General features: G+C 38.5%; 20 protein-coding genes. 8 read left to right on the top strand and 12 right to left on the bottom strand.

Going from position 1 to position 26,285, the window contains the following annotated elements; all coding sequences use genetic code 11:
• Positions 1-179: 179 nt before the first annotated feature.
• From GYM62_RS17870 to GYM62_RS17905, 8 genes are all read right to left on the bottom strand, one after another.
• Positions 180-1,007 carry a DUF6625 family protein gene (locus tag GYM62_RS17870; protein WP_370627641.1) on the bottom strand — a complete coding sequence of 276 codons (828 nt, stop codon included), beginning with the start codon at positions 1,005-1,007 and terminating at the stop codon, positions 180-182.
• A 63-nt stretch (positions 1,008-1,070) separates the two neighbouring features.
• A complete protein-coding gene (locus tag GYM62_RS17875; RefSeq protein ID WP_144604311.1) occupies positions 1,071-1,265 on the bottom strand; it encodes a hypothetical protein in 195 nt (64 codons plus the stop codon).
• A gap of 92 nt (positions 1,266-1,357) precedes the next feature.
• Complete coding sequence (locus GYM62_RS17880) at positions 1,358-2,833, bottom strand: vitamin K epoxide reductase family protein (RefSeq protein WP_255590700.1); 1,476 nt, start codon at positions 2,831-2,833, stop codon at positions 1,358-1,360.
• A gap of 572 nt (positions 2,834-3,405) precedes the next feature.
• A complete protein-coding gene (locus tag GYM62_RS17885; RefSeq protein ID WP_219957410.1) occupies positions 3,406-5,046 on the bottom strand; it encodes a DUF6734 family protein in 1,641 nt (546 codons plus the stop codon).
• The gene (locus GYM62_RS17890) at positions 5,047-6,348 is read right to left on the bottom strand and encodes an HlyD family secretion protein (protein WP_144604308.1); all 1,302 of its coding nucleotides are present in this window, start codon (positions 6,346-6,348) and stop codon (positions 5,047-5,049) included.
• Positions 6,349-6,350: 2 nt separating this feature from the next.
• On the bottom strand, positions 6,351-8,558 hold the full coding sequence (locus tag GYM62_RS17895; RefSeq protein WP_219959486.1) for a peptidase domain-containing ABC transporter: 2,208 nt from the start codon (positions 8,556-8,558) through the stop codon (positions 6,351-6,353).
• A 15-nt stretch (positions 8,559-8,573) separates the two neighbouring features.
• Positions 8,574-9,638, bottom strand: a complete 1,065-nt coding sequence (locus tag GYM62_RS17900) for a 6-bladed beta-propeller (protein ID WP_250161305.1) — start codon at positions 9,636-9,638, stop codon at positions 8,574-8,576.
• A gap of 609 nt (positions 9,639-10,247) precedes the next feature.
• Complete coding sequence (locus GYM62_RS17905; RefSeq protein WP_144604304.1) at positions 10,248-11,807, bottom strand: cysteine peptidase family C39 domain-containing protein; 1,560 nt, start codon at positions 11,805-11,807, stop codon at positions 10,248-10,250.
• Between the two features lie 128 nt (positions 11,808-11,935).
• On the opposite strand from GYM62_RS17905, the gene GYM62_RS17910 reads away from it, so the two are divergent.
• Together GYM62_RS17910 and GYM62_RS17915 are read left to right on the top strand one after the other, a co-directional pair.
• Positions 11,936-12,190 carry a helix-turn-helix domain-containing protein gene (locus GYM62_RS17910; RefSeq protein ID WP_144604303.1) on the top strand — a complete coding sequence of 85 codons (255 nt, stop codon included), beginning with the start codon at positions 11,936-11,938 and terminating at the stop codon, positions 12,188-12,190.
• A 1,129-nt stretch (positions 12,191-13,319) separates the two neighbouring features.
• Positions 13,320-14,357 (top strand): AAA family ATPase, encoded by a 1,038-nt coding sequence (locus tag GYM62_RS17915; RefSeq protein WP_219957411.1) that lies wholly within the window; start codon positions 13,320-13,322, stop codon positions 14,355-14,357.
• Here GYM62_RS17915 and GYM62_RS17920 read toward each other — a convergent pair.
• The 3 genes from GYM62_RS17920 to GYM62_RS17930 form a co-directional block, all read right to left on the bottom strand.
• A complete protein-coding gene (locus tag GYM62_RS17920; protein ID WP_144604301.1) occupies positions 14,354-16,798 on the bottom strand; it encodes a S8 family peptidase in 2,445 nt (814 codons plus the stop codon). The genes GYM62_RS17915 and GYM62_RS17920 overlap by 4 nt on opposite strands.
• 100 nt (positions 16,799-16,898) lie before the next feature.
• Positions 16,899-17,234: a BRCT domain-containing protein gene (locus tag GYM62_RS17925; protein ID WP_144604300.1), complete on the bottom strand. Its 336-nt coding sequence runs from the start codon at positions 17,232-17,234 to the stop codon at positions 16,899-16,901.
• 86 nt (positions 17,235-17,320) lie between these two features.
• On the bottom strand, positions 17,321-18,061 hold the full coding sequence (locus tag GYM62_RS17930) for an exonuclease domain-containing protein (protein WP_144604299.1): 741 nt from the start codon (positions 18,059-18,061) through the stop codon (positions 17,321-17,323).
• A gap of 559 nt (positions 18,062-18,620) precedes the next feature.
• Between GYM62_RS17930 and GYM62_RS17935 the strand changes: the two genes are divergently transcribed.
• The 3 genes from GYM62_RS17935 (at position 18,621) to GYM62_RS17945 (ending at position 22,157) form a co-directional block, all read left to right on the top strand.
• Positions 18,621-19,751 carry a glycosyltransferase family 1 protein gene (locus tag GYM62_RS17935; protein ID WP_219957412.1) on the top strand — a complete coding sequence of 377 codons (1,131 nt, stop codon included), beginning with the start codon at positions 18,621-18,623 and terminating at the stop codon, positions 19,749-19,751.
• A 157-nt stretch (positions 19,752-19,908) separates the two neighbouring features.
• Positions 19,909-21,057, top strand: coding sequence for a glycosyltransferase (locus tag GYM62_RS17940; protein ID WP_255590423.1), 1,149 nt, complete (start codon positions 19,909-19,911; stop codon positions 21,055-21,057).
• A complete protein-coding gene (locus GYM62_RS17945; protein ID WP_219957413.1) occupies positions 21,033-22,157 on the top strand; it encodes a glycosyltransferase in 1,125 nt (374 codons plus the stop codon). The genes GYM62_RS17940 and GYM62_RS17945 overlap by 25 nt, the downstream gene beginning before the upstream one ends.
• A 345-nt stretch (positions 22,158-22,502) precedes the next feature.
• On the opposite strand, the gene mazG is transcribed toward GYM62_RS17945, so the two are convergent.
• The gene (gene mazG, locus GYM62_RS17950) at positions 22,503-23,306 is read right to left on the bottom strand and encodes a nucleoside triphosphate pyrophosphohydrolase (protein ID WP_144604296.1); all 804 of its coding nucleotides are present in this window, start codon (positions 23,304-23,306) and stop codon (positions 22,503-22,505) included.
• Positions 23,307-23,378: 72 nt separating this feature from the next.
• On the opposite strand from mazG, the gene GYM62_RS17955 reads away from it, so the two are divergent.
• Genes GYM62_RS17955 through GYM62_RS17965 form a run of 3 tightly spaced genes read left to right on the top strand, consistent with a single transcriptional unit; the run spans position 23,379 to position 26,228 of the window.
• On the top strand, positions 23,379-23,609 hold the full coding sequence (locus GYM62_RS17955) for a hypothetical protein (protein WP_091653308.1): 231 nt from the start codon (positions 23,379-23,381) through the stop codon (positions 23,607-23,609).
• A 57-nt stretch (positions 23,610-23,666) separates the two neighbouring features.
• Positions 23,667-25,061, top strand: coding sequence for a phosphoglucosamine mutase (gene glmM / locus GYM62_RS17960; RefSeq protein ID WP_144604295.1), 1,395 nt, complete (start codon positions 23,667-23,669; stop codon positions 25,059-25,061).
• 24 nt (positions 25,062-25,085) lie between these two features.
• Positions 25,086-26,228 carry a cysteine desulfurase family protein gene (locus GYM62_RS17965; RefSeq protein WP_219957414.1) on the top strand — a complete coding sequence of 381 codons (1,143 nt, stop codon included), beginning with the start codon at positions 25,086-25,088 and terminating at the stop codon, positions 26,226-26,228.
• Positions 26,229-26,285 lie beyond the last annotated feature (57 nt).

The raw sequence follows: 26,285 nt of genomic DNA on the forward strand, positions 1-26,285 counted from the left end.
TTAGAACACTCAATAACTTTATGTTTTCACCAGATACCAGAAACCTCTGAATTGAATTTAATCATGAATATTTTCTAAAAGCCCTGTCTTTATTATCCATTTTATAAATAGCAGAATTACAGGAAAATTTAACGGAAAAGATGATTTATAGGTTTACTTTATATGCCCTATTTCTAATTCTAAGAATGATAAATACGAGTTGGGCTAATTCTAAATTCATTTGGAATATTGATAATTCGATTTTTTGGTTTATAAACTTTCTTAAATAAGATCATATGATATAGTAATACTTCAAACTTGTTTTTATAGTATAGTTTTCCGTTTTTCCATCGAATTTTCCCGGGAAGACCTTCGATCACCATGAAATCAAAGTAAGCCTTAATGGTATTTTGAATTTCCATTTTTTTAACAACATGCATCATACTCTCTATTTCAGAATTCATTTCCTCCAAGGGAACATGATTCGAAAAAGAAGCAAAATGAAAGTTTGTTTCATCAAAGCAATAATGTTCAGAAGATAAAAAGACCTTTTTAAAATCTTTACTTTCCATAAATAGATATTTCATTTTTTTGGAATTCTTAAATAACAGAAAGTATCCCGTTAAAAAATCATGTCTAACGCATACTAATTCATTGTTATTCAATATGTCTTCTGTAATAAAAAAACGAATATCTCCCCATATAATATCCAAATCAATGTGACCCCAAAAGTCAAACTCTTTTAAATAATCTTCAAAAAATAACCCAAAAGCAGGCTTCAAATCACAAATTTTATATGGATTTGTAATTTTAATCAAAAAATCTAATTTATTGCTAGCCAGTTCATTAAATTGGTCAGGGGAAATATTTATTAGGCTAACATTTTCCGGAAACTCCAAATCATTCTTACTCTTATCTGAGAATATAAGAAATTGGATACTTGGATTGTTTTTGCAGGTGTGTAAAAAGTAGTTCAAGTACCACGGGAATGGACCAAAAAAAACGGAAATTAGGCAAATTGATTTCATTATAGTATATTAAACTTCCTTACCCAGGGAGGTAAGGAAGAATATTGAGAAGAATAATGTTTTTTAGTAACACAATCCTTCACAACCCATACACGCTCCACCTAGCGTGGGGTCTGTAAAACAGGCATTTGTGGAACCTCCAAAAGTTTTGCAAAATCCACAGTGAGTTCCTCCAGAACCAGCCATAATTTTACTCATTTCTTCTCGGCTTAACACCCCTTGGATGTTGCTAAGACTCATTTTGGTTAGTTTACTCATAATTAGTAAGATAATTGTAATTAAGAAAAAAGCTTGTTTCATCTGAGGATAGGGTACAAGCAACCAGACCCCTGCTTAGTAAAGCAATATTTTTAGGATTTTAAATTACTGTGCTGGTTTTCAAGAAAATAATATTCTGCTAAATCAGGGAGTATTCTATGCAAGTCTGCTATTGTATAGAGTGAAGGCAGTTCGTAATCATTGATAAAAATGGTTGGCGTTTTGGATACCCCAATTTCTTCAATCCATTTTTCCTGCAATTCCGCCATGGCTTTTACTTCATTGGATAGTTTTAGTTCTTTTAGTGGGTGAGAGCTTGCGAAACTTTCCACATTCATTTCGCTAAACCAAGAATGAATCAATTGTTCAGTCAATGAGGATTCTTTTTCAGTGTTATGAATGTTATCCCACCAATATTGCAAAAGGTATTGTGTGGAAGATATATCCTTATTGAATTGCTTATTTATTTTAACAAATCGCATAGAAACGGACAGGTATTCTTTATTAGACTCTACCAATCTAGATACCTCCTCATGCTGAACTTTACATGGCGCACAGTATAAGTTGCTAACTATGATTAATTTGATTGGAGCGTTTGGGTTACCAATAACTAATTCATGATAAAGCGGAGAATAGTGGGCTTTATTTTGCTGTTTTAACAAATCATAAAAAACCTTAGGGGAATTTTTGATTCTTTCTGAATGGACCGCTCGTTGGTAAAAAGTATTGAATTCTTGAGTTCTACTTCTGACTAAGAACGTTAATGACAAAATAATGGGATAAGAAATGGCTAATAGTATTGTTCCCAATAGGTCTTCCACTCCCCAATAAATTGTTTCGACGAAAAAATTGCCAATCAACATTCCGAATTGGAGAATTAGAATTGCTGATACTATGAGGCACAATTTGCACCAAGTTTTTAGTACGGCATATTGTAGATATACAGAATAAAGAACAGCGGGAATCGATAGTAAAGCTATACCCATAAATAAAGGCCATACTTCATTTATGGATCGGTCTGATAGTACAAATAATCCTAAAATCACTAACTGGAATACAAAAAGAGATATTATCAAATCTGAAAATTTCAAAAAGCCAAATACTATTGATTTTTCTGACTGTAATATTTCATCACAACTGGCTTTTTTACCTGAATTACAGAACTTATCTATCACGTCAAATTTGAAACCTAAATCTTTTGAAAAAATCAAATAACTAACTACAGCCCCGAAAATTGAAGTCATTACCCAAAAAAAATCGAAAATGGAATCAATAGAAAAGAGGAATAATCCTAATAATACAATGAGCGTAATTTTCAATAATCCTTCAGCCCCATTTTTAATTTTTTCCTGAAAGAAGTCTGATTTTTGTTGATCAGTTGAATTTATTAATGAAGGATTCACTGAAATAACTATCAAGCTTTGAGAAGCTATTTCTGATTTTAATTTTCTAAGGTTAGAACTAGTCAGAACTGAGATAAGTCCTTTAGCTGAACGCTCTGGTAGTATAAGGCAAGGACTTTCTAAACTTTCAATTTCTTCGCGATTAATCCTCTTGATTGAATGCACCAATTTCAAATTTTCTAACAGGTCTGAAACACTGAGAAGGGATGGAAACTCGGGATGAGTTAGCAGAAAAGTTTCTACATACTGACTTGAAATCGGGATTTTCAAGCGTTTTAAAAATTGAAAGACCATTTGTTCCATTTGTTATATTGTAATATTTTTAGATTAGTAAAAAAATAAGTTTAAGCCTCTCTTAAAGAATAGAAGGGCGTTTCTAAAATTAGTGAATGTTATATATTCAATTTATTTTGTTTTAAGTTCTTGAATCTTTGCCTTTAGACGTTCGACAATTGTATTGGAGAGATAATCCAATGAGCAAATAGCTTCCCCTTAAAGATGGCTTATTTACATATCGATCTACCAAATCTGTTCTAATTAGAATAGATTTTTGAAAGTTTATTTGTAATTATTAATTTACTCTTGATAGTTATTCCCTTTAATTAATAAAAAAACCAATTGTTATGTGGAGTTATCATTGAAAAGACTTTTCTACCGTGATTTATTAATGTAAATTACAAGCATATTTCCTGTTTACCTATACCTTATTTACTAAATTTCAGTAAATATTTACTAAATTAAGTATTCCTGATTTCCCTTAGATGAATCACCCCGCTGTAGGCTAAAAAGCGAATCTCTTCTTCAAATAGCCTATTGAGTTGAGGTTCACCTGATACTTCAAAAAAAGCGTGAATTTTTTTCGATACATTACACATAGAAACGTAGGGTTCCTTAGAAAGAATTGAAATAAGGTATGCTCCAACCGTGCCAAGCAAATATTCAATAATTGCTTCATGATGTCTGTCCCAAAGCAGTACCGTTTGATAATAATGAGGAGGAAGTGAGAGATTGTTTTCAATCGGATTGATTTTGACCCGAGTAAACAAAACAGAATTTTGAGACCAATCCCATTCAGAAATGATTAATTTACAATTGGGAGCCAAATTAAGCTCGGCCATTTCTTGCCATCGGTTATTCTTTAACACTTCATTGGCAGATTGTATGGCTGAAAACCCAGCGTCAAGCCCTGAATTGCCCTTATGCAGTAATTCGATTAATCTACGCTTTTCTTGTTCAAACTCATACACATCATCCAAAACCCTGAGGGTAGGTGAATCTGTCAATTTTCTGCCCAAATTATTCTTCAATTCAGAAATGGTGAATTTATCTCTTTCCAAGGAAATGCCTTCTTTTTCACAAATGGCAGAAAGGATTTGATCTGTTCTATAAAATTGCTCAGTTTCAGGTTTTGATAGATACTTAGAAGCAAATTTTATAGGGCTGATTGGCAGATCCCTTGGTGCGTCTTGAACTGTTTTTTCATATGACGCTGTTCCATAGTTTTCAAAGAGATCTAATACCCTAGCAAAGTATTTTGGATAATCCAGTCGTAATCGATGCGCTAGCTGGTCACAAACCCAACCATTTTTCTTGTAATCTCCTAAGGCATGCATAAAAGAGATATCATTGGGCAAGTGGTGGAAATTGGCAAAGGATTCAAAAAAAGAAGGATCATAAACGGTATCTAAAAGATACTTCACCTCAATACTTTGATCAGTACTCAGGCAATGGAAAATATACTGTTCAACTACCGCATTGAAATTTACCATTTGAAAAGGACTTAAAGATTTAATCTGTTTTTGATTAGCTGCTATAAATTGCTCGACCACCTGAAAATAATCTTTGAAAAATGCATAATTCTTCCCTCCTAAAATCCCAGCGTTACTTGCTTGGATTTCCATACCCTTCTCGATCTGATCTTTAATCGGCTTTGGAACAAATGGAAAAGTATCATCGACTCGCCCGACCAACTCTTTGTAATAATCAAAATCTTGCTCAATGTTCTGGGCAATTAGTTGGCTGGAAAGAATTTCATCAGGAAATGGGCTATAAACATATACATCCCCGTCCACATTGAGGAAAGGTTCTTCATGTAGTGTATAGGAATATATTTTTTTCATTACCCATAGGCCGGGAATTTTAACTATATCTAAATCATCCAGTTCAATTCTCACCTTTTTATAAGGTAATTTCAATTGATCAATTAGCAACTCTTTTCCCTTCCTATCGGTAATTAATTCCAGGTCTTCGTAAAATTGATGAAGTTGTAGGCAACTAATCGCCCAACTCATCAAATGATACGGAGCACTACACCATCCAAAACTATCCTTCAAGGGATCTTTCCCTTCGTCAATCCAAAATGTGTGAACAATTTTCATCTAGTAAATCATTATGGACCCAAATTTGAAAAACAAGCGCTCTGCCACACTCAGTTCCTCGGTTATGATTTCAGCATTTCCCAACAGTTCCTGGGTAAATGGAATTTCTCGATTGAATGAGGTCTTACTACCTTCGGGTAGAGTGGCATATACCAAATAGTTGAATTCTTCGTCAGGAGACACCGAAATGCTGGAAATCTTCCCGATTAATGCCCCATATTCCTGAAATGGATAATTGTCCAATTTGATCAGGACTTTTTGGTCAATGCTCACTTTTCCGGCATTTTGAGCCGCTATTTTCATGGCGCCCATTAGCTCGGATTTATTATCAGGCAATACGGTAAACACTAGTTCCCCTGAATTGACTTGCTGATTGGCTCCCCATACTTTTTGGAAGCTGACTATACCAATAATGGAAGATTTCATCAGATACAAATATTCCCAATCCCGCAAACTCCGCTTAAGTCCTTGATAGGATTGGATTAGGGCTTTCAATGACCTCGCTTCCTCTTCTTCCCGATTGATGTTGGTGTTTTTAATGGTCTGATATGCCGTATTCAGTGTTTCCTGCAATTGAGAGATGGATATGGCCATCTGATTGACCTGTTCTTCCATCTGCAAATACTCCATTTCACGGGATTCAAAATCCTTATCTGCAATGACCCCTTGCTGATGGAGGTTTCTGTTACGCTCATAGTCGATTTTGGCTAAAGAAAGTCTTCTGCTAAGTAATTCTTTTTGGGATTGTTGACTACTAATCCGTTTTTTGATTTCCTCTATGGATGCTTTGGTACCTTCCAACTGGCCCGCAAAAGGCTGTAACTCCCTGATCAATCGATACGCCAAATAATTCCTTTCAAATTCCAAAAACGGTAATCCAACTTCCCCTAAAACCAATTCTGAAAGAGAATCAACAGGAAATAAATAGTCATTTTCCTTCTCAAAGGGTTCTTTTTCTAGGGTAGTCTTCAAAAAGAATACATCTTCCAACCTAGCTGTACTCTTGATACCTGCCAAAAGCTGCCCACTTTTTACCTGATCTCCATTGGTGACAAATATGCTATCAATTTGACCTGTAAACCGGGCTGCTATTCGTTCTGTTGGCTCAGCAGTAGTAATCAATACTTTCGCTTCCACAAAATCAGGATATCGGATCAAAAAGGATAATCCTATCAAAAGAGAAAGCAGAATAAATATCAAAGTAATTCCCCATCGTACCAACCACGCCGGGGGCCGGGAAATAATCTCCTGAACTTCTTCAGAGCGAAGGTGAAGATTGTCGTTTTGGCTAATTACAGGCATGATCAGTTTGAGTTAATCTTTTCCAGTTCCAATTGATTTTTCACCAGTTCATAATAGATACCTTTGGCATGAACCAATTCCAAATGGGGCCCTTGTTCAACGATTTTACCCCGATCGATTACAATGATCTGATCCGCATTACGGACCGTACTCAATCGGTGGGCAATGATAAACACCGTTTTGCCTTGCATAAACTTCCGGAGGTTTTCCATGACCTCGCGTTCATTTTTGGCATCCAAAGCCGAAGTAGCTTCATCAAAAAAGAGCATTGCTGGGTTTTTGTAAATAGCTCGGGCAATAAAGAGGCGTTGCTTCTGACCAGTACTCATTCCTACTCCTTCATTTCCAATTTTTGTATTGAATCCAAGGGGTAGAGACTGAATAAAGTCCAGAATATTGGCGATTCGGGCAGCTTCAAGCAATCTTTGCTGATCTATGCTGTCCTGACCCACTGCTATATTGGCCGCTATGGTGTCGTTGAACACATAGCCTTCCTGCATGACCACCCCGCACTGTTCCCGCCAACTTTTAGCACTGACTGTTTTGAGATCATGCTTACCATAGCGGATTTCCCCGGAACTGGGTTCATAGAATTTTAGCAGCAGCTTCATCAGGGTGGTCTTACCGCTACCGCTTGCACCCACTATTGCCGTGACTTTTTTAGGCTGAATTTGAAGGTTGATCCCTACCAATACGGTTTCTTCAGCACCGACATAGCGAAAGGAGAGATTCTTGGCTTCCATGGCCTCGCCAGGTTCAACTGTTCTGACCGCCAGTTTTTCAGAATTTTCTTCATCTTCCTTGTCATGGATTTCATTAAGTCGTTCCAGACTGATTGTAGCGTCTTGATAAGATCTAACAAATCCTACCAATTCATTGATGGGGCCATTCAACTGTCCAATGATGTATTGCAGGGCCAGCATCATGCCCAAGGTCAGATTTCCTTCGATAACGAGCATAGCAGAAGTAAAGGTGATCAAGATATTTTTGAGTTCGTTGATCACGGATGAACCCACCTGCTGTGCCTGCTCTAGGGTTAAAGATTGAATGGATACCTGAAACAATCTGGCTTGTACAAATTCCCAACTCCAACGCTTTTGGGTTTCGGCATTGTGCATTTTGATTTCCTGCATGCCATTGATGAGCTCGATCACAGTGCTTTGTTCCTGGCTCAACCGGGCAAATCGCTTGTAATCGAGTTCTCTGCGTCGCTTCATAAAAAACAAGACCCAAACGAGGTACAGCCCACTTCCTCCAAGAAAGATCAAAAAAATAGTATTGCTGTAATAGACCAATACAGCCCCAAAAACGATCAGATTAAAGAAAGAAAATAGGGTGTTGAGTGTTGTACCTGTCAAAAGGTTCTCAATTCTGCGATGATCCCCAATCCGCTGCATGATATCCCCTGTCATCCTGGTATCAAAATAGGATATGGGCAGGTTCATCAGTTTGATGAAAAAATCCGAGACCAAAGAAATATTGATCCTAGTCGTCAAGTGCAGCAAAATCCAGCTTCGAAGCACTTCCACACTCATTCTGCCAAAAAACAACATAATTTGTGCAAAGAGAACCAAGTAAATAAAATTGATGTCCTGATTTTGGATTCCCACATCCACAATGCTCTGCGTCAGGAAAGGAAAAATTAGCTGCAACAAACTACCCACCAGCAGCCCTATGGCTAACTGCGCGATCAGGTTCTTATACTGGAAAAGGTAGTTGAATAGGAAGGTAAGCGATCGTTTTTTAGTATCCTCCCATTTCATTTTTCTGAAGACAGGGGTAGGTTCCAGTAGGAGAGTGACTCCTTCCTTGGTATGCTCATCAGCATTATTTCCGATCCATTGGGAGATAAACTCTCCCTTGGAATACGAAATCAAACCATAGGCAGGATCAGAGATATAGACGGTATCTTTTCTGATTTTATACACCACAACAAAGTGCTGCTTGTCCCAATGTACGATTAAGGGAAAAGGAGCCTGCATCAGCTTATCAAAGCTTAACTTAGCACCGATGGTCTTAAACCCCATTGCCTCAGCTGCATCACTGAGCTTCAACAGGCTGCTTCCTTCCCGAGTCGTCTCCGATATTTCCCGGATTTCCTTGAGGGAGATCAGCTTTCCATAGTGCTTTGCGATTATTCTCAAGCAAGTAGGCCCACAGTCTTTGGAATCGGGTTGGTTGTAATGGGGGAAGGAATTTTTCAAAACAATAATTTAGTCTCTTTACTACAGTATGCGGTAAAATAAAATTTGTGGATTTTTCTCTAAGCCATTCTCCTTATCCCTAAGAATGGAAAAATACCTATCTTCTTTAATAGGCCTTGGAATCATTTCATCTGTCATCTCCTGATTGAATAATTTCTTTAAATGACCTAAGGGACTATTACTTTCTAAATCAATCACAAAAAGATAAGGATAGTTGTCATAAATCACGCGTAAAAAAGCATATTTATCAGATATCACTATTTGGCTTATACTCAATTGCATTGAACTATCAAAACCAATTAAATGAATTAAATACTCTGGGGTCAATTTACCGTCTTGATGTCTGAAAATTGTATCTCTATCGGTATGAGAAGAAATCTCTCCCCGAATAATTGGCATGTAAAATAAGCTTAAATTACCTACTCGGCTTAATATCCTGGGAATGGGATGGATAATGTTGAAATTAGAATAAAAACTGTAGGCGGGGCTTTCATTATTCACAATTTCAAGACTATTGGGTTTAAATGAGTTTATCATCACCTCTCTAGGATGCTCTTTTGTTCCATTTATTGTTTCCTGTACTACCAGAAGCGTATCATCTTCTTTATAAAAAGATATAGGATGCCCCAGAAGTTTACTGCTTGTTGATTCAAATTTTCCTTCGAGGCTGTAAGTGAGAATAACCATTTTCTGCCAATCTGCCACATAGACAATGTTTTTCTTTTCATCTAAGTGAAGTGCATAGGGCATAGCATATTCATCTGGCCCTTGACCAAACTCTCCAATTTTAAAGAGAAACATACCATTGTTGTCAAATTTTAATAACCCTTGTTTTCTATCTAAAAGAAGGAAGAAGTTTTGCGAAAAAACCAAGTCTTGGATTGAAGTAAGGGGAGGGTTTCCGGGAACCTCAAGGTTTATAGAGTCTAGGAATTCAAAATCAAATTCAAGCGAACTTTCCTTCAAAAAATCTATTTTTATGTCAATGTCTTTAGTTGATTTAGAATAGTTTGGATGATCTTTATTTCCACAATTCTGAAATTGGAAAATTATTATGAAAAACAATATCCTAATAATATATTTCATGATCGATACTGATATCTTGGCCATTACAATATTCTCTATAAATATTAACTATTCCTTTATGGTTTTTCGTAACTTTGAAATATTAAAGAATTTTTCAAGTTTACTATATTTAAAAACATAATAATAGTAAAATTGAACTACTCCAAATAAAACTTTATGGAGTAGTTCTTTAATTGATAAACAAAATATCAGTCAACGTATTATTAAGTAACTTATTATGTTAAATTAGTATAGTGTAATCTGATACATAGCTTACAGAATCAATGACAAGACCACGTAAAACAATCTGGGTCATTATAGCACGTCGTCCCAGCATTACAAGAACCAGAGGTAGTATATGTACCATTTTGATTTAAGTTGGAGTCATAACGATAGCACACAGTGCAACCCCCATACCCACCAGTAATTTTCTTCATCTGACTTCTTTCCAAAACCTCATTGGTGCTGAGTCTGAGCATTTCTAAGCTTAATTTTTTCATAGTTTTTATGGATTTAAATTGTTACTAATTGATTTTATTTGATAAGCTAACCCTCCGACCATTTGAGTCACCGAAGACTGTGACTATTCATCGCGATTGAATATTTATTTTCTGCATTAGCAGCTTTTTTTTAGTTTAAGATATATTTCAAATCCTCCACTGCATAGGTCGATGGCAATTCATAGCCATTGATGAAAATCGTAGGCGTATGGGTAATCTGCTCCTTCTCTGCCCAGTCCAGCATGGATTTGAGGTTGGATTCCTGCCTTGCCAGTTCTCCGTAGAGTGGATACTTTGCCGAAAAGACTTCATAATCTTTCTTTTCCTGACTATACCACTCATCCAAAGCTTGGCGGGTTATTTCTAAATTTCCTTGAGAAGCAATCCCCAAAAGATGCCGGATAGTCTTTAGTCTTATCTCATCTCCTCCTCCGGGTACAAATACGATCTGTAAATCAATATTCCCGGCTTCATAGAGCTTCTCCAAAAGGGGATGCGTACGGGCACAGGGACCACAGTAGGGATTGCAGACTTTTAAGATATTGTATTTCGGATTTACCCCTTTTAGGAATATCCCCAACCCTTCGGGATTAGAAGTGATCTGTCTGGACTTGCTCAGGAATTGATCGAATAGCTCCTTATTAGACAGAATCTTGGCCAACTTGCTTTTGGTAGTGTATAGCTCTTTTTGAGCCATCAAGTAAGGCTTAAGGCTGATCCAGACCAGGGCAGAAGTCAAGAAAACAAATGAAAACAGTCCCAATTCTCTGAGTGCAAGCCAGGCTAAATCAGGCAAGAGAAATTGACTGACTGCCAATTCCACTACTAAAATCCCGGATATCCAAAGACAGAGGCGGCACCATTTTTTTAGCTTGACGCCCTGATAGTACAGCGAAAATGGGATAATCGCCAAACTGGAAATACTAAGGAAACCCAACAACGCTAGAGCCGATCCAGAAAATGAACTAATCAAGAGTAGGGAAGTGCCTGCCAAAAAGTAAGCAAAGGCCAGATTACCCAAGCTAATGAGTCCAGCTACTGAAAAGGAGTCAATGACTGAATTGCAATATGATTGATCTCCACCTCCACAAAATTGGGTAATTGCAGTATTCTTCTTATCTACCTCTGACCAGAGCAAAATGGCCGATATACCCAGGCCTGTTAGCTTTATTATGAAAAGTGCTATCGCTTCAAGTGAATAGGAAGTGCTATTATCCCATCCAAGGATACAAGCTAGTCCGACTGCACCAAGGAAATAATGAAGGAATTGATAGATCATCTGCTCCTTCCTTCGCTGGGAATATCTAGGCTCTCCGGAATGCTCTCCTTTTTCTACCACCAGAGTTATCCCAGTCCATAGGGTCACAAATTCTTTTCGGGCTTGCTTGATCAGTTTTCCCCTTTCATCCAAATATTCCACCCAATCTTCAGTGACTTGAGTCAAACAAGTGAAATAAGGATACGGATTTTTGTTGACCTGAACCACACAGGGCAGGGGAAGTTGATCCAAATTATCTTCTCCCATTTGGAGAGCAAGGCTTTCTACTTTGTATTCGGCCAAAGTATCGGATATAGCCAGTAAGGAATCCGGCTCAGGATGAGTGAGCAATTTTTCCTTTAAATATCCTCTAGTAAAAGGTAGATTAACTAATTCAAATAAATTTTTGAGGCAAATCAGACTATTTTCCATAAGCAAAAAACTAAAAAATCTAAATTTCTTTTTGATTTTAATTGTTGAATACTAATTTGAGACATCCTTAGGTATACTCCTAGTAAGATATTTCTAATTTTCAGTAACTTTTTACTTATTAATCTTTTATGTGTTTAGGAAGTCATTTGAAGAAAATTCGTGAAGAAAAAAAAATGTCACAACAGGAAGTTGCAGACCTAATTGGAATCTCTCAAAAATCCTTATCCAATATGGAAAGTGGTAAAACGATTCCAAATATCCTCCTATTGTCTAAAATTAGAGATATTTATGACATAGACATCAATGGACTTCTTGAAAAAGAAGGAATCTTTCTAACTAAGCCCACTATCCCTGAAGAAACGATAAATTTAAGAACCAAATGATTTAAATTCTAAAAACCTGAATTAGCTCATGAATAATTAAAAAATTTTTTGTCAATATTATCAAAAATAATATCTTAGTTTTTTACACTTTATCACTTTCTCATTGTCATTCGAACTCTGAAGTTATAAAGTACTATTTGGTAATTTGAAGGGTTCCTATTCAATTTAGACCAATGATAAATTTTCAAAGGAAATATTTTATTACACCTAAACTCCTTTTCATTCCCTCATCTGTTGGTTTCCAGATCTAGGACTTTGTTTTCCAAATTTGTCCAGATTTCTGTCAATAAAATTATCAAGGTTACTTCAGTTAGTTCCTAAGTCTAGGCAACAAAACTGGTACAGTTATTTAAGCGGTTAGGAACAGATGGACAATTATACTTCTAATCTTATGTCCTGGAATTTTTGGCCTCTTTAAATTCTTATTAACTAGAGAGAAGGAAAGAACCAAACGATTGGAAATAGAATCCAAAGAGAAAATCGAACTGGCTAAAGAAGCAAACCGGCATGAAGAATTTAAATTCTTGAATGGGAAATAACTTAGAAAATTTGAATGTTTTTTCCCCAAAATGGTCACATTTCTTATTTACCGGTCATCACGTGCTTAGGGAACATACAGTCTAGTCTAGTTCTTTTTATAGTCAAACAAAATATGACACCCCTCTTCTCTGTAGTCAAATTATCGCTTGGACTGGGTGGAATTTGCCCGCCCTGCATCCTGGCCCAAGGGTAAATGGCCTCCATGCACCCTGGCTTCCCGACACACTTCGTTTTCAGGACAGGCTACTCGCTAGATTAATCCTCTGAATTAATTCTTGACGCTCAGTCCTATCGGATTGTTTCTTAAAGCTTAGTCTTCGACTAGTGGATATTTTTGGCTTAAGGTCAAAAAAATTCAGTCCTTGAATTCAATTTTTTTTCTAAAGATCAAATTGCTTTCTCACCGTTTCCAAAATTCATTATTCAAATTCAACAATCTTGATTAGTTTTTAATAGATGGCAAGAGACTTTGTCAACAAAATGCTTACTTTGTAAGTATACTTTTGGTGATTTTCGCGAATTTTAGTGAATATCGCAGAATAATTGGAGTGATTTTCGCAAATCAAAATCATTTAATGCGCGCCCGCAAGTGACACAGTTCGATTACATCAAAGATATTGCCCGGTTTGGTCTTGAAAATGACCAAGAAAAGCTAAAGGACTCCCTCCAGGAGATGATCGAGCATGCCCGAAAAAGCAAAAAAACCAATCTGGCCATACAGCTACAGTCTATTCTGAAAGAAGCTATCCGCCATCACTCCTCGGGAGGATCCCTAAAGACCAGTTCGGGAATCCGATTTGAAGCTCCAAACAGTAAAGGGGTAGATGAGTTGATTCTTGACCAAGTCACCTCGGACTACCGACTATCTGACCTAATCTGCGCTCCTCAAATCAAAGAATCGCTGGATCATTTTATTCTGGAGCATCGGAAAAAAAACCTGCTTCAAGCATTGGATCTACCCATAGCTCATAAAATCCTATTTTATGGTCCATCGGGTTGCGGGAAGACTTTGGCGTCCTATGTCATTGCTGGGGAACTAGAAAAAATCCTACTGGTGGTAAATCTCGGAGCAATCGTCTCCTCCAAACTTGGGGAAACCAGTAAAAACCTTGCGAAGATATTTAAAATGGCTGCCTCAGGTGATTATATTCTGTTTTTGGATGAGTTTGACTCCTTGGGCAAGGTGAGGGATTACAGCCAAGATCATGGCGAAATGAAGCGGGTGGTGAATACCATCCTTCAATTGTTTGACTACCTACCTCAGTCCACAATTGTGATCGCTGCCACCAATCAGGTTGGCATGCTGGATGATGCTTTAATTAGAAGGTTTGATACCCAGATTGAATTTGAGCTTCCCACCGATCATGAAATTGAGGAGTTAATCCAATTAACCCTCAAGCGTGGGGTATTTACCTTGGATAGCAAATCAGGAATCAAAAGATTGATCCAGAAGGCAAAAGGGCTGTCCTTCTATAGCATCCAAAAGACACTTATCGCGGCTATGAAGCGGAGTCTTTATAAGTTGGAGACTGATTTGGTACCAGCTAAAGTTGAGATTGATAAAGCAATCTGGGAAAAATTGATTGAGGAAGAAAAAACCGCAATCAGTAATTCCGGTAAAGTCTAATTTTCTGCCTCCAAATCTGCAATTGCCTGAAGGTCATTCAAAAGCATGACATCATTATAAAGCGAACCTGAAAGCTTGGACTTCTTCGTTTTTGGGATTTCCTTTAGACTAATCACTAATGAGAAAGGATGATTTTCATTTTGCAAATGCCTTAAAGCCAATTCCGGAATAGTTGACTTGCCATAACAACGAATGGCAATAGAAACTGAAGGGTTATCAGGATCAAAGTGCTGACTGGAAATAAGAAAAGCGAGCTTCTGAACATTGGAAAATATCCTGTCTTCTACTCCAAAGTGATCTTCTGCCCAAGAGGCTCCTGATCGTAATTGGAAATTTTCTAAATCCTTCTGAGAAAGAATAGAAATATCCACCGGCCTGAATATTCCAAAAGAGATGTGCAGGGGAAGGTAGGCTAAATGATTGTTTGGGACGGGAAGGAATTTGTAAACCAATGTAGCTGTGAGTTCAATTTTGTTGGATGTCGACAGCACCCAATCCGGAAATCTCAAATCAAAGGAATAGAAATCACCGAAAGTAATGAGGTCCTCAATTACGAAAGTGATGGAATCCGAATTGCCTTCTATTAGCCTTTCAGGGTTTGGCCGTCCAAAGCCAATAAGATTACGATACAATTTTTTACCATCTGCTGAATCAAAGTGTGGTGGATTTATCCCAGCGGGAGACTGAGCAGCATTAATCAGCAATGCTTTAATGGAAGTCATCTGAAGCGTTGGATACTCCTTTACCAATTGGGCTATCAGGGAGGTGACCAAAGGAGTGGCCAGACTGGTCCCGGCCAGTCTTCCATAGTAGGGCGAATTATCTTGGGGACTGGTGAGCACTTCCATGGCAGCTTCCTGACTCAGATAATCTCCACCTTCAAATACCAAGTCTGGCTTTACCAAGTGCTTATTCTTTTGGCTTTTCTTAAGCTTTGAACCATTTATCGTGATGGAGATATCCCAATGAAACTTTCGGGAATAATATGCTGGATATTCTCTGGCAGGGGTAATCCCATCTGTGACTCCATTTTCGAAATTTCCTGCCAAGGCTCCAACAGAAATGTTGTTCATGGATTCCGCAGGCTCTTGCAGATTAGTAAATTCACAGGAATGACCAGGAATTTCCGGATTCGTTTGGTAATAAAATGAGGGGTATTGAGCAACAGGATCTAAAGAGCCATCAAACACCCAATAATCCATGTCATCCAAACTATAGTTGCCAACTGAATTGACAATAAGGATGTCCAATTCATAAGCGAGCTTGTCCAATTCGTACGCAAACTTACCTACGGGTCCGTTGTAAGGTTTTGAACCGGGAAGATTTAAGGAGATATTGAAAATCCTGATCCCGTAACTAAGATGGAGTTCCCGAATGTCATTGATTAAGGCAACAATGTTCAAATCATCGTTTTCTTGATGGATGGCCTTTATCACCGCCAATCTTGCCTTTGCGGGAATTTCCCTCAAAGATGTATTAAAAAAATCAGTACCGAATGCAATAAGACCTGCCACTGCCGTACCATGCCCTGAATCATCCCAATAGGGAGCTTTGCCAGTGTGGTCAATGAAGATTGGCGTTAATAGATCTTTGATCGGCTCTACCGAAATCTGAATTCCTGTATCTACTACACATACTATTGGCAAGTCCTCGTCAATCACTACTTTAAACCCATAACTACGGATCGGGGTGGCTACAGATCCAGGTTTTATCAAGGGTACCCTGGCAGAAGTGATCAGTCTTATGATGTCAAAGTTCTCAACAAGAATCTGGTCCAGCCCCGGAAAGCCGTTTTTGAGAAAAAGAAGATTCAGAGCCACCCGATTGCCAATTATTTCAACTCCTTTAGACTTTAAATAATCGGTCATAAAATTAAGCTGGACCCTAGCTTCTGGATTTTCCAATATATCGCAGATAGTCAAGTTAAAGCTTTCCTGACCTGATAAAACCCCTTTCCTTCCTTTGGAATCCAAAAGATAAAAATCACTGATCAAGGCCAATCGGGAATAAGGTTGATTTCGATGATCCTCACCTTCACTGAGGCTACTAATAGCAGTAATATCCGTACTAAAAGTTTGAAAATCATCCTCCTTTCCTATACTAAAGAGGACATTTCTATTGAAGTTGGATCTTTCAATTGCGGAAAAATTATATCTTCCAAAAAAGTGGTTTTCCAGTTCTCGGTCAAAAGTGACTATAAAATTGATTTGAATTAAATCGATATTGGTTGGGACTTCAAGCGTTTTACTTTTGATTCTATTTCGTGATGCTGAGCTATATGCATCAAGTTTCGCTACCAGAAAACGTTTTTTCTCCTCGGATATGGGAGGTAATGGTTCTGGCTTCTGTTCTTCATTTTTAGTATCTCGCCCTCTGGTTCTTTTAAAACCCTTGATTTTCGCTGGGCTTTTGGAGTAAAATAGGTGTGGAAAGTCTGGCATACCGGAAAGGTTAAAAATGAAAAGACAATTAATTGAAATATAAGATCAATAGGCTATAATTGAGAGGGCTATCTCCCGTTTGCTTGATCTTGATTTCATACTAGAAATTTAACTTCTCGTATCTTTCTTTCAATCGTAGAAAGTCAGCATTCGAAAGAAGCCTAATTCGGAGGTTTCTTTCGGAATTCAGGAGGTGAATTTTTTGAATTTTCGACCAGCCGTATTCAGCTCCAACAACCACATAATCTACTTTACTCGTTATGGTTGATTTAATTAGACCACCGTACCCCACAATAAAATCCTTACAGTCCTCTCTGTCCTCCGTAAGCTCCCCTGTGAAAAGGAATGCTGAACCTTCGATTTGGAGATCCTCAAGCTCTTTTTTTGAAATATAATATTCCGAGATAATATCAAGGTTGTAATTTTGAATCTTCAAGGTTACCGCATTTGAGGATACTTTATCCCTTAAATTATCGACATTAACATTTTGGATTAGCTCTCTATAATTAGGAGCAAGTTCTTTCAGCTCCTTAAAAATATTCGCGCATGCCTTTGCATCTTCTTTAGGTCGTGATGCTTAATGATGGGAACTTCAAACAGATTTGCAAGTTCAGTTAATTTCTTTGGCTTACCCGATATTTCGGCAAGCCTCATGGTATCTATGTAATCAATGCTGAAATCCTCTATTTTGTAGTAGGAGAATAGACTTTTCAAAACACTCAAGTCCATACTAGAATTGTGAAAAACGATCAGATTATTATTAAAGTATTTAGAAAACTCTAAATCCCATAGCTCTTTAAAATCAAGTGCAAATTCTAGGTCCTGTTCTTGAATTCCATGAAATCGCTCATGAGAACTTAGAATTTTTTCACCAGCAGGAGGGAGAATATAGTGTTTCTCTTCGTGCACGAAGGTGTTGTTTTTAACAAATGCCAAACCCAAAGCGCATGCACTCACTCTATTATTATTGGCAGTTTCGAAATCAATGGCTATAAAATCAAATTCAGAGTTGAAATATTCAGGGAAACTGTGTGGGTTGCTAAATTTGCCTGTTCTGATTTTCTGCACTATTGCATCTGAATACTGTGGCTTAAACTGATGGCCTAACTTTTTGGACTGCTCAAACCATTTCTCCAGAAAAAAGACCTGCTCACGTTCTAAAAAGTTGAGAAATCGAAATTCATTTTCGGTTTGAGGATTTACTCCTTCTACAGTAATTGAAATCTTGTCTTTCGATCTAAAATTGTTCTTAAACCAGCTCATGGGCGAGGGTTTATAATTTCCAACATTTCCAAGTAGTGAGGACTTAGTAAGGAGTCCAATTGTGCATTGACTTTAACTAATGCTTTGAAAAAGTCAAAACCTACAATTTTCTCCATTAAAATTCCTGCTCAAAGAAAAGGAATTTCATGGAGGAAAAAATACCCAGTACAGGGTATTTTTCATCGAAAACCCATCTAAAAGTTTAAAATGGATTTGTTCAATAGGGAAATTATCCATGTAAATCAGTTCTGGCCCTACCACTTTACAAGGTCATGATAAGGGAAAAAGAATTTGAGTCGAATAGGGTAGGAAAAGGTGATTCGCTAGATTTAACAGGTTAATGGTGATCTTGACTTTACGGGTTTTTTACGAAACAGATTCTACACCCAAGGCTCGGATCGCCTTCGTCGGTGCGGCTACAAAGGTTGGATAGCTTTTACCCCTATTTGTGGCAAATGCAGAAATGTATACCTATGTCGCTTGGCTCAGCTGGTGGATGATTGGATATTCCGTGAGGGAGTATGGAAGAATCCATTAACTTTGAGAAAAACGCATTAGTTTGAAAGTTTTACTTGACCTTCAATATCTCAACGTAGCCACCACAGGTATTAAAACATACATGATGGAATTGGCAAAAGCGGCCCGAAAATATCCCCATAAGGAGATAGAATGGATCTTTACCCATGAGCCGGATGAACAGGTGAAGGATCAAAGTTTCAAGGGTCCGCAAACCAAAATTCAAAGACTCAACTATCACCTGGATTACCTGAGATGGAAGGAGTTTCAGCTCCCTGATTTGGTCAAAAAGCACCAGCCGGATGTTCTGATTTGCCCTGATTTTGTCTCGCCGGCTGCATCTCTTCCTTGTAGAAGGTTAACAGTCATCCATGATGCGTTTTTTTGGCAAATGCCACAGAATTACCCGAGATGGTGGAGAAAGTACTTTTTGAGCTTGATAAAAAAAGGACTGAGAGAAAAAACTGAAATCATCACAACTACTGAATATTCCAGAGCCTCAATTGAAAAGCATTTAGGTAAAAACTGGCCAATATCAGTGATCTATCAAACCCCCAAGAGTCTGAAGGCGGCTAGTGACCAATCAATTATCAAAAAATTACTGCTGACGAAAAGCTCCTATTTTTTACATATAGGCACCTTTGATAAACGAAAGCAACTGCCTCTGTTGGTGAAAGCTTTTGCGGATTTCGTACGAATTACCGGTTCGGACAAAAAGATGGTTTTGGTAGGAGGCCCGGGACAAAGTGCCCAAATGAATGATTTACCATTAGTGGAGCGCCTGATTGAAGAATTGGGAATGAAGGAAAAAATTCTTCTTCCGGGATACCTGACTGATGGGGAAATTAAGGCTTTGTATGAAAATGCCTTTGCCTATGTTTTTCCATCAGAAAATGAAGGCTTTGGTATTCCAATCCCTGAAGCCATGGGCTTTGGCCTACCGGTGATTCACTCAGATCAGGAAGCCTTGTTGGAAGTGGCAGGAGGTGCAGGCCTTTCTTTTCAAACCGGAAATCAGGAGGACTTGCTGGAAAAAATGATTCATCTGGATCAGGAAAAGGAACTTTGTGAAAGCATGAAGGCTAAAGGGAAAATAAGATCTCAGGAATTTTCAGCTCAAAAATTTATTGAAGCCTTCCAAAGGAAAATTCTAGAACCGAGTTTGGTTGAGTAGAAAGACTCCTTTTCTCCTTAATCATCCAAAATGTTTACATAGGTTCAAAATAAATCAGTTTTATCGTACTTTTAGTCCCAATTCTTCTATGGTTTAATCATCACACCATTGTTTTGAAGAATCATTTTCTCCTCAAAGTTCAGGAATCAGCAAGGTTTTGAATATCCTTTTTCTAACAAGTTCAGCGGATTTATACGGTTCTTCCAGAATTTTTCTAGAAGCTATCAAGGCACTTCAAAAATCCGGTATTAATCCTGTTGTCGTTATACCCCATCAAGGGCCTCTTGAAATCTATTTGAGCGAATTGGGGATTCCTGTTTATATTTTCAATCTCGGAATTCTGAGAAGAAAATACGTCAGCCCACTAGGCTTAATTAATAGAGCTAATAAAAATCTTAAGGCTTATCGCTTCCTTTCAAGTCTCCATGAGAAATTTCAATTTGAATTGGTTTATTCCAATACGTTGGCGGTAATTATAGGCTCAATTTTTTCCCGAAGAAAAAACATTCCACATACCTGGCACATCCACGAGATTATACCAGGCCCCAAACCCTTGGTCAAATTGCTGAGCAGCCTTTTGGACAAAGGTACTCCTCAGCCTATAGCTGTTTCAGAAGCCGTTGCAGCCCATTGGCAAAAATTACTTCGAAAATCAAAAGTGCAGGTAATTCATAACGGTATTCCTTACCAGGCATTTTTGGAAAATGTAGATCAGGCTAAAAAGAGAATAGGAGTAGCGGAAAAGAAAGTCTGCATAGGAATGGTGGGTCGCATTAATCCTGGTAAAGGGCAATTGTTTTTTCTTGAAATGGCGAAGCAGCTTTCTCAGCAATATCCGGAAACCCATTTTTTGTTAGTTGGAGATCCTTATCCCGGTTATGAACCAATATTGGAAGAAATTCACGAAGAGATAAGAAGTAATCATTTGGAGTCTAAAGTGAGCTATCTGGGCTTTCGGAAGGATATTCCGGAGCTAATGGCAGCTATGGATATTTTTGTTTTACCTTCCATTTTACCTGATTCTTTTCCTACGGTGATTTTAGAAGCGATGGCAGCGGGAAAGCCTGTTGTAGCAACTCTGTCAGGCGGAGCCTCAGAGATGTTGGAAGATGGCAAGAGTGGATTTTTGATCCCCATAGGAGATGTGAAAAAAGGAGTAGAAGCTATCAGTCAGTTGATAGAAAGTGAGGATTTAAGGCTAGAAATGGGTAAAGCAGGCCGAGTTCGGGTTTTAGAAGAGTTCAGCTTGGAATCATTCGAAGAGAAAATTAAAAAGCACATATGGCAGCATCTGAACAGAAATTGAAAGTTGCCATCATGGGTGCCAAAGGATACCCCTATGTATACGGTGGGTATGATACCATGATTAAGGAACTCGGAGAGCGCTTGGTAAAAAAAGGAGTGCATGTGCGGGTGTATAATCACCGTGCACTATTTCCAAAAAGGCCCCGGTTTGTGAATGGTATAGAATGCATTTACACCCCTGCCATTGAGTCCAAAAGTCTTACTCAGTTGACTCATACTTTTTTTTCCATGCTTCACGCCTGTTTTTCGGACGTGGATGTGATCTTGGTAGTAAACTCCGGAAACGGTCCTTTTGGAATAATTTCCAAGGTTTTCAGGAAACCCACTGCGATTAATGTGGATGGACTGGAATGGTTGAGACCCAAATGGAAAGGCTTTGGCTCCAAGTATTTTTATTGGGCTTCAAAAATGGCCACACGATTTTATGATCAAATCATCAATGACTCAGATGAAATGAGAAGGGTGTATCTGGAGCTTTTCAATAAAGACTCCAAAGTCATTGCCTATGGAGCCAATCCAAAAGAAAGTGTTTCTCAAAGCTATTTGGAAAAATGGAAACTGGAATCAAGGACCTATTTCTTGATTGTAGGGAGGTTGGTACCTGACAATAATGCTGATTTGATTATCGAAGGTTTTTTGAAATCCGATTCCTCCAAAAAATTGGTGATTGTAGGAGATGTGCCCTTTTCGGATGAATGGGCCACTCAACTGAAAAACATTCAGGATCCTCGCTTGCTATTTACAGGCTATGTGACCGACCCCAATGAATTAGCGGCTTTGTACTCTCATTGCTTTGGATACTTTCATGGGCATGAGTTTGGCGGCACTAATCCTGCTATGCTAAAAGCTTTGGGATATGGTTGTGCGATTCTAGCTCTCAATACTCCTTTCAATCAGGAAATGCTTCAGAATGGCAAGCATGGTTGGTATTTTGAAAAGAATGCTGAATCAGTTAGACGAATAGTAGCCAAGGCAGAATCAGAGTCAGAAAAAATGGAATCTCTTCGAAAAACAGCAAAGGATGGCCTTATTCAAAAATATAATTGGGATTATGTGACGGAGCAGTACTTGGAGGTTTTTCGGGAGTTGGCGCGGAAGTAATTTTAAGATCTGAGATTTTTCAATTTTGATTTTCGAGGGACGTAGAGGCTTCACAGAAAAACTCAAAGACTATTGAGGGAAAATAAAAAATTGCTTCGCCTTTACGTCTCAAGAAACTATTTTTTTAAACCACAGAGGAATGATAGAAAGCATAGCTTATAAAGAACTTTGCAACTTCTTTTCTTCGCGGGAGACCTAAACCGCTGCGTCGTTGCGTCTCGGCGAGAGATTATGAGACTGCCGCGCTCCGCAAGCTTCGCTCGCAGTGACGACCAAACTTTTTATTTTTCTTTTACGATAGATCAAACCTTGCCTTTTTCAGCTTTCTGATTTTAGCTTTCTAACCTACCCTTTCCCCTTAGCTTCATTCCAATACACATCCATTTCTGCCAAGGTCATTTCAGAAAGGTTTTTACCAGATTCTTTAGCCGCATTTTCCAAATACTGAAAGCGCTTGATAAATTTTAAATTAGTTCGTTCCAGTGCCTCTTCAGGATTGATGTCAATGAAGCGCGCATAATTGATTAATGAAAACAACAAATCTCCAAACTCAGCAGTAGCTTTTTCCTTGTCTATTTCTTCTTCAGCCGCTGCATTGAATTCCTCCTTAAATTCCTGCATTTCCTCCTCCACCTTTTCCCAAACCTGATGTTTTTCTTCCCAGTCAAAGCCCACGCCTCTTGCTTTTTCCTGGATTCTCATAGCTTTGATCAGTGCAGGTAATGATTTAGGAACTCCCCCTAGGACAGATTTATTTCCTTTTTCCTGAAGTTTGATTTTTTCCCAGTTCTGACTGACTGTATCCGCATCATTTGCTTGGGTATCTCCATAGATGTGAGGATGCCTCCTAATCAATTTTTCGCAAAGCGAATGAGTCAAAGAAGCGATATCGAAGTTCCCTTCCTCAGAACCGATCTTGGCATAAAAAACAATATGTAACAGTAAGTCACCTAATTCTTTTTTGATTTCTTCAGAATTACCTTCTAATATCGCATCGGAAAGCTCGAAAGTCTCCTCAATAGTCAAATGCCTCAGGCTTTCTGTGGTCTGTTTTTTATCCCATGGACACTGATCCCTAAGCTCATCCATGATGGTTAATAGTCGGTCGAAGGCTGCAAGTTGCTCAGCCCGAGTACTCAAATTCGACATGATTTGGGAAACTAAGTTTGATTTGTGGTCGTTTTCGAAGTAAAGCTTTAAATTTGCGCAAATTTATCCGTTATGACAACTGTATTAATAACACTGGGCTTCGTGGCATTATTCTTCGTTTTGATGTCTGTAAGGCTCATATTCCTTAAAAACGGAGAATTTAAAGGCACTTGTGCCTCTCAAAACCCCTATCTGAACAAGGATGGAGAAACCTGTTCTTATTGCGGAAAAACCGTAGACGCCAACAGCAGTTGCGGAAATCCTGACAATGAAGTAGATAAAGTTCTCGCTAAATTCAAATAAATTATTGCCCCTGCCAACGCAGGGCTTTTTTAAGTTGTACTAAACCAATTTCTGTACGTGTCATTAATTAAATCAATCTCTGGTATCAGAGGTACTATCGGAGGAAAAGCAGGAGAGGGTCTTACTCCCATTGATGTGGTCAAGTTTACTTCAGCCTATGGTGCTTGGGTTTTGGAAAAAACCGGAAATGCCAAGGTAGTCATTGGCCGAGATGCAAGACTTTCTGGAGATATGATTTCCAGATTGGTATCTGCAACCCTACAAGGATTGGGAATCCATGTCATAGATCTGGGCTTGAGCACAACTCCCACAGTAGAGTTTGCTGTTCCTTTGGAAAAAGCAGGTGGAGGGATTATCCTGACAGCTAGTCATAATCCAATTCAGTGGAATGCATTGAAACTGTTGAACTCGAAAGGAGAGTTTATTTCAGATGCTGAAGGGATAGATATCCTTGAAAAAGCAGAAAATGAGGATTTTTCATTTGCTGAAGTCAAAAAATTAGGAGCTTACACCCAAATCGATGATTACATTGATCGACATATCCAGCATGTTTTGGACTTGGAATTAGTGGATGTGGAGGCGATTAAAGCCAGAAATTTCAAGATCGTGGTGGATGCAGTTAATTCCACTGGTGGGATCGCAGTTCCAAAATTATTACGTGCTTTAGGTGTTGAGACCATCGAAGAAATGTATTGCACTCCTGACGGCCATTTCCCACATAATCCAGAACCTTTGCCAGAAAACCTTCGGGATATCTCCCAAAAACTCGAAAAAGGAAGTTTTGATTTGGGAATTGTAGTCGATCCAGACGTGGATAGACTTGCTTTCATCAATGAGGACGGATCGCCATTTGGAGAAGAATACACCTTAGTGGCAGTGGCTGATTATGTTCTTTCCAAAACACCGGGTAATACTGTTTCTAATCTTTCCTCTACCCGTGCTTTGCGGGATGTGACTGAAAAAAGAGGCGGTACTTATACTGCTGCTGCGGTAGGAGAAGTCAACGTGGTAAATCAGATGAAAGAGTCTGAAGCGGTCATTGGTGGAGAGGGAAATGGAGGCATAATTTATCCAACTTCTCACTATGGAAGAGATGCTTTAGTAGGTATAGGTTTGTTCCTTACTCACTTGGCCAAATTCGGAAAAACAATTTCCAGATTAAGAGCATCTTACCCGAATTATTATATTTCGAAAAATAAGATTGAGCTGACTCCTGAAATCGATGTGGATAAAATCCTCACAGAAATCAAGGACAAGTACAAAAAGCAGCCGATCAATGATATAGACGGAGTAAAAATCGAGTTTGATAAAGAATGGGTTCACTTGAGAAAATCCAACACGGAGCCCATCATTAGAATCTACTCTGAATCTGACTCTGAGGCTACTGCTGAGCATTTAGCCAAGAAAATTATGCAAGATATAAAAGAGGTAGTAAGTGCTTCTTTGATTTGATAATACCCACCCAACCCTAAAGAGATGAAGGTTTATTTCGACAATGCCGCCACCACAGCAATGGACGATCGCGTGATCGAAGCCATGCTTCCTTTTATGAAAAACCATTACGGAAACCCCTCCTCGGTTCATAGCCATGGAAGGGAAGTTCGTTCCGCAATTGAGAAATCAAGAAAGAAGGTAGCGGAATTGCTAAATACCACACCAGCAGAAATATTCTTTACCTCTGGGGGCACCGAGGCGGACAATACGGCTTTGGTTTGTGGGATCGAAACTCATGGGATCAAGCATGCTATCACTTCTCCTGTAGAGCACCATGCGGTACTTCATACTTTGGAAGTTTGTGAGCAAAAAGGGCATATACAACTCAGCAAATTGGATGTCAATGAGCGAGGTGAGCTTGATTTGGATCAGTTGGAAGCCTTGCTCAAAGCCAATCCAAATAGTCTAATTTCATTGATGCATGCCAATAATGAAATTGGCAATTTGAATGATTTGAATAAAATTGGCTCTTTGGCGAGAGAGTACGGTGCATTTTTCCATTCTGATACCGTACAGACCATGGGTCATTATGTGCACGATTTGAAGAGTCTGCCAATCGATGCCTTAGTAGCTGGCGGGCATAAATTTCATGGACCTAAAGGTTCCGGGTTTTTATATGTAAGGAAGGATAAAAAAATCCACCCTTTTATTCATGGTGGAGCTCAGGAGCGGAATATGAGAGGGGGAACTGAAAATGTCATCGGAATCATCGGGATAGCTAAGGCGCTTGAAATTGCATATGAAGATATGGCAGGGCATGAGTCTCATATCAAAGCGCTGAAGAAGCATTTTGTAGAAAAGCTCAAAGCCGAAATTCCGGGAGTAGAATTCAATGGAATGTCTGCTGATTTGGAAAACTCCTTGTATACAGTTTTGAATGTAAGTCTTCCTCCTTCAGAGGCAAATGCGGGGATGTTGTTGTTCAATTTGGATTTGGAAGGAATCTCTGCTTCGGGAGGTTCTGCTTGCAGTTCTGGAGCAACTGTTGGATCCCACGTGCTAAGAGCTTTGAATCATAATCCGGAAAGAGATTCTGTGAGATTTTCTTTCAGCAGATTTAATAATATAGAAGAAGTAGATTACACAATTGGCAAACTTAAAGAGCTTTACCCTGTAGAAGTATAATAGAAAAAGGAGCTGAAAGGCTCCTTTTTTATTTTTGATTTACGAAGGGCGAATTAC

It is taken from the genome of Algoriphagus sp. NBT04N3 (genome assembly GCF_019443765.1).
GTDB classification, from domain to species: Bacteria; Bacteroidota; Bacteroidia; order Cytophagales; family Cyclobacteriaceae; genus Algoriphagus; species Algoriphagus ornithinivorans.

Bases quoted from the DNA above. Each gene is read 5' to 3' on its own strand.
- GYM62_RS17920 (WP_144604301.1), bottom strand. From the start codon at position 16,798: ATGCCAGACTTTCCACACCTATTTTACTCCAAAAGCCCAGCGAAAATC.
- GYM62_RS17900 (WP_250161305.1), bottom strand. From the start codon at position 9,638: ATGAAATATATTATTAGGATATTGTTTTTCATAATAATTTTCCAATTT.
- mazG (WP_144604296.1), bottom strand. From the start codon at position 23,306: ATGTCGAATTTGAGTACTCGGGCTGAGCAACTTGCAGCCTTCGACCGA.
- GYM62_RS17890 (WP_144604308.1), bottom strand. From the start codon at position 6,348: ATGCCTGTAATTAGCCAAAACGACAATCTTCACCTTCGCTCTGAAGAA.
- GYM62_RS17945 (WP_219957413.1), top strand. From the start codon at position 21,033: ATGGCAGCATCTGAACAGAAATTGAAAGTTGCCATCATGGGTGCCAAA.
- GYM62_RS17910 (WP_144604303.1), top strand. From the start codon at position 11,936: ATGTGTTTAGGAAGTCATTTGAAGAAAATTCGTGAAGAAAAAAAAATG.
- GYM62_RS17965 (WP_219957414.1), top strand. From the start codon at position 25,086: ATGAAGGTTTATTTCGACAATGCCGCCACCACAGCAATGGACGATCGC.
- GYM62_RS17885 (WP_219957410.1), bottom strand. From the start codon at position 5,046: ATGAAAATTGTTCACACATTTTGGATTGACGAAGGGAAAGATCCCTTG.
- GYM62_RS17955 (WP_091653308.1), top strand. From the start codon at position 23,379: ATGACAACTGTATTAATAACACTGGGCTTCGTGGCATTATTCTTCGTT.
- GYM62_RS17870 (WP_370627641.1), bottom strand. From the start codon at position 1,007: ATGAAATCAATTTGCCTAATTTCCGTTTTTTTTGGTCCATTCCCGTGG.
- GYM62_RS17875 (WP_144604311.1), bottom strand. From the start codon at position 1,265: ATGAGTAAACTAACCAAAATGAGTCTTAGCAACATCCAAGGGGTGTTA.
- GYM62_RS17905 (WP_144604304.1), bottom strand. From the start codon at position 11,807: ATGGAAAATAGTCTGATTTGCCTCAAAAATTTATTTGAATTAGTTAAT.
- GYM62_RS17930 (WP_144604299.1), bottom strand. From the start codon at position 18,061: ATGAGCTGGTTTAAGAACAATTTTAGATCGAAAGACAAGATTTCAATT.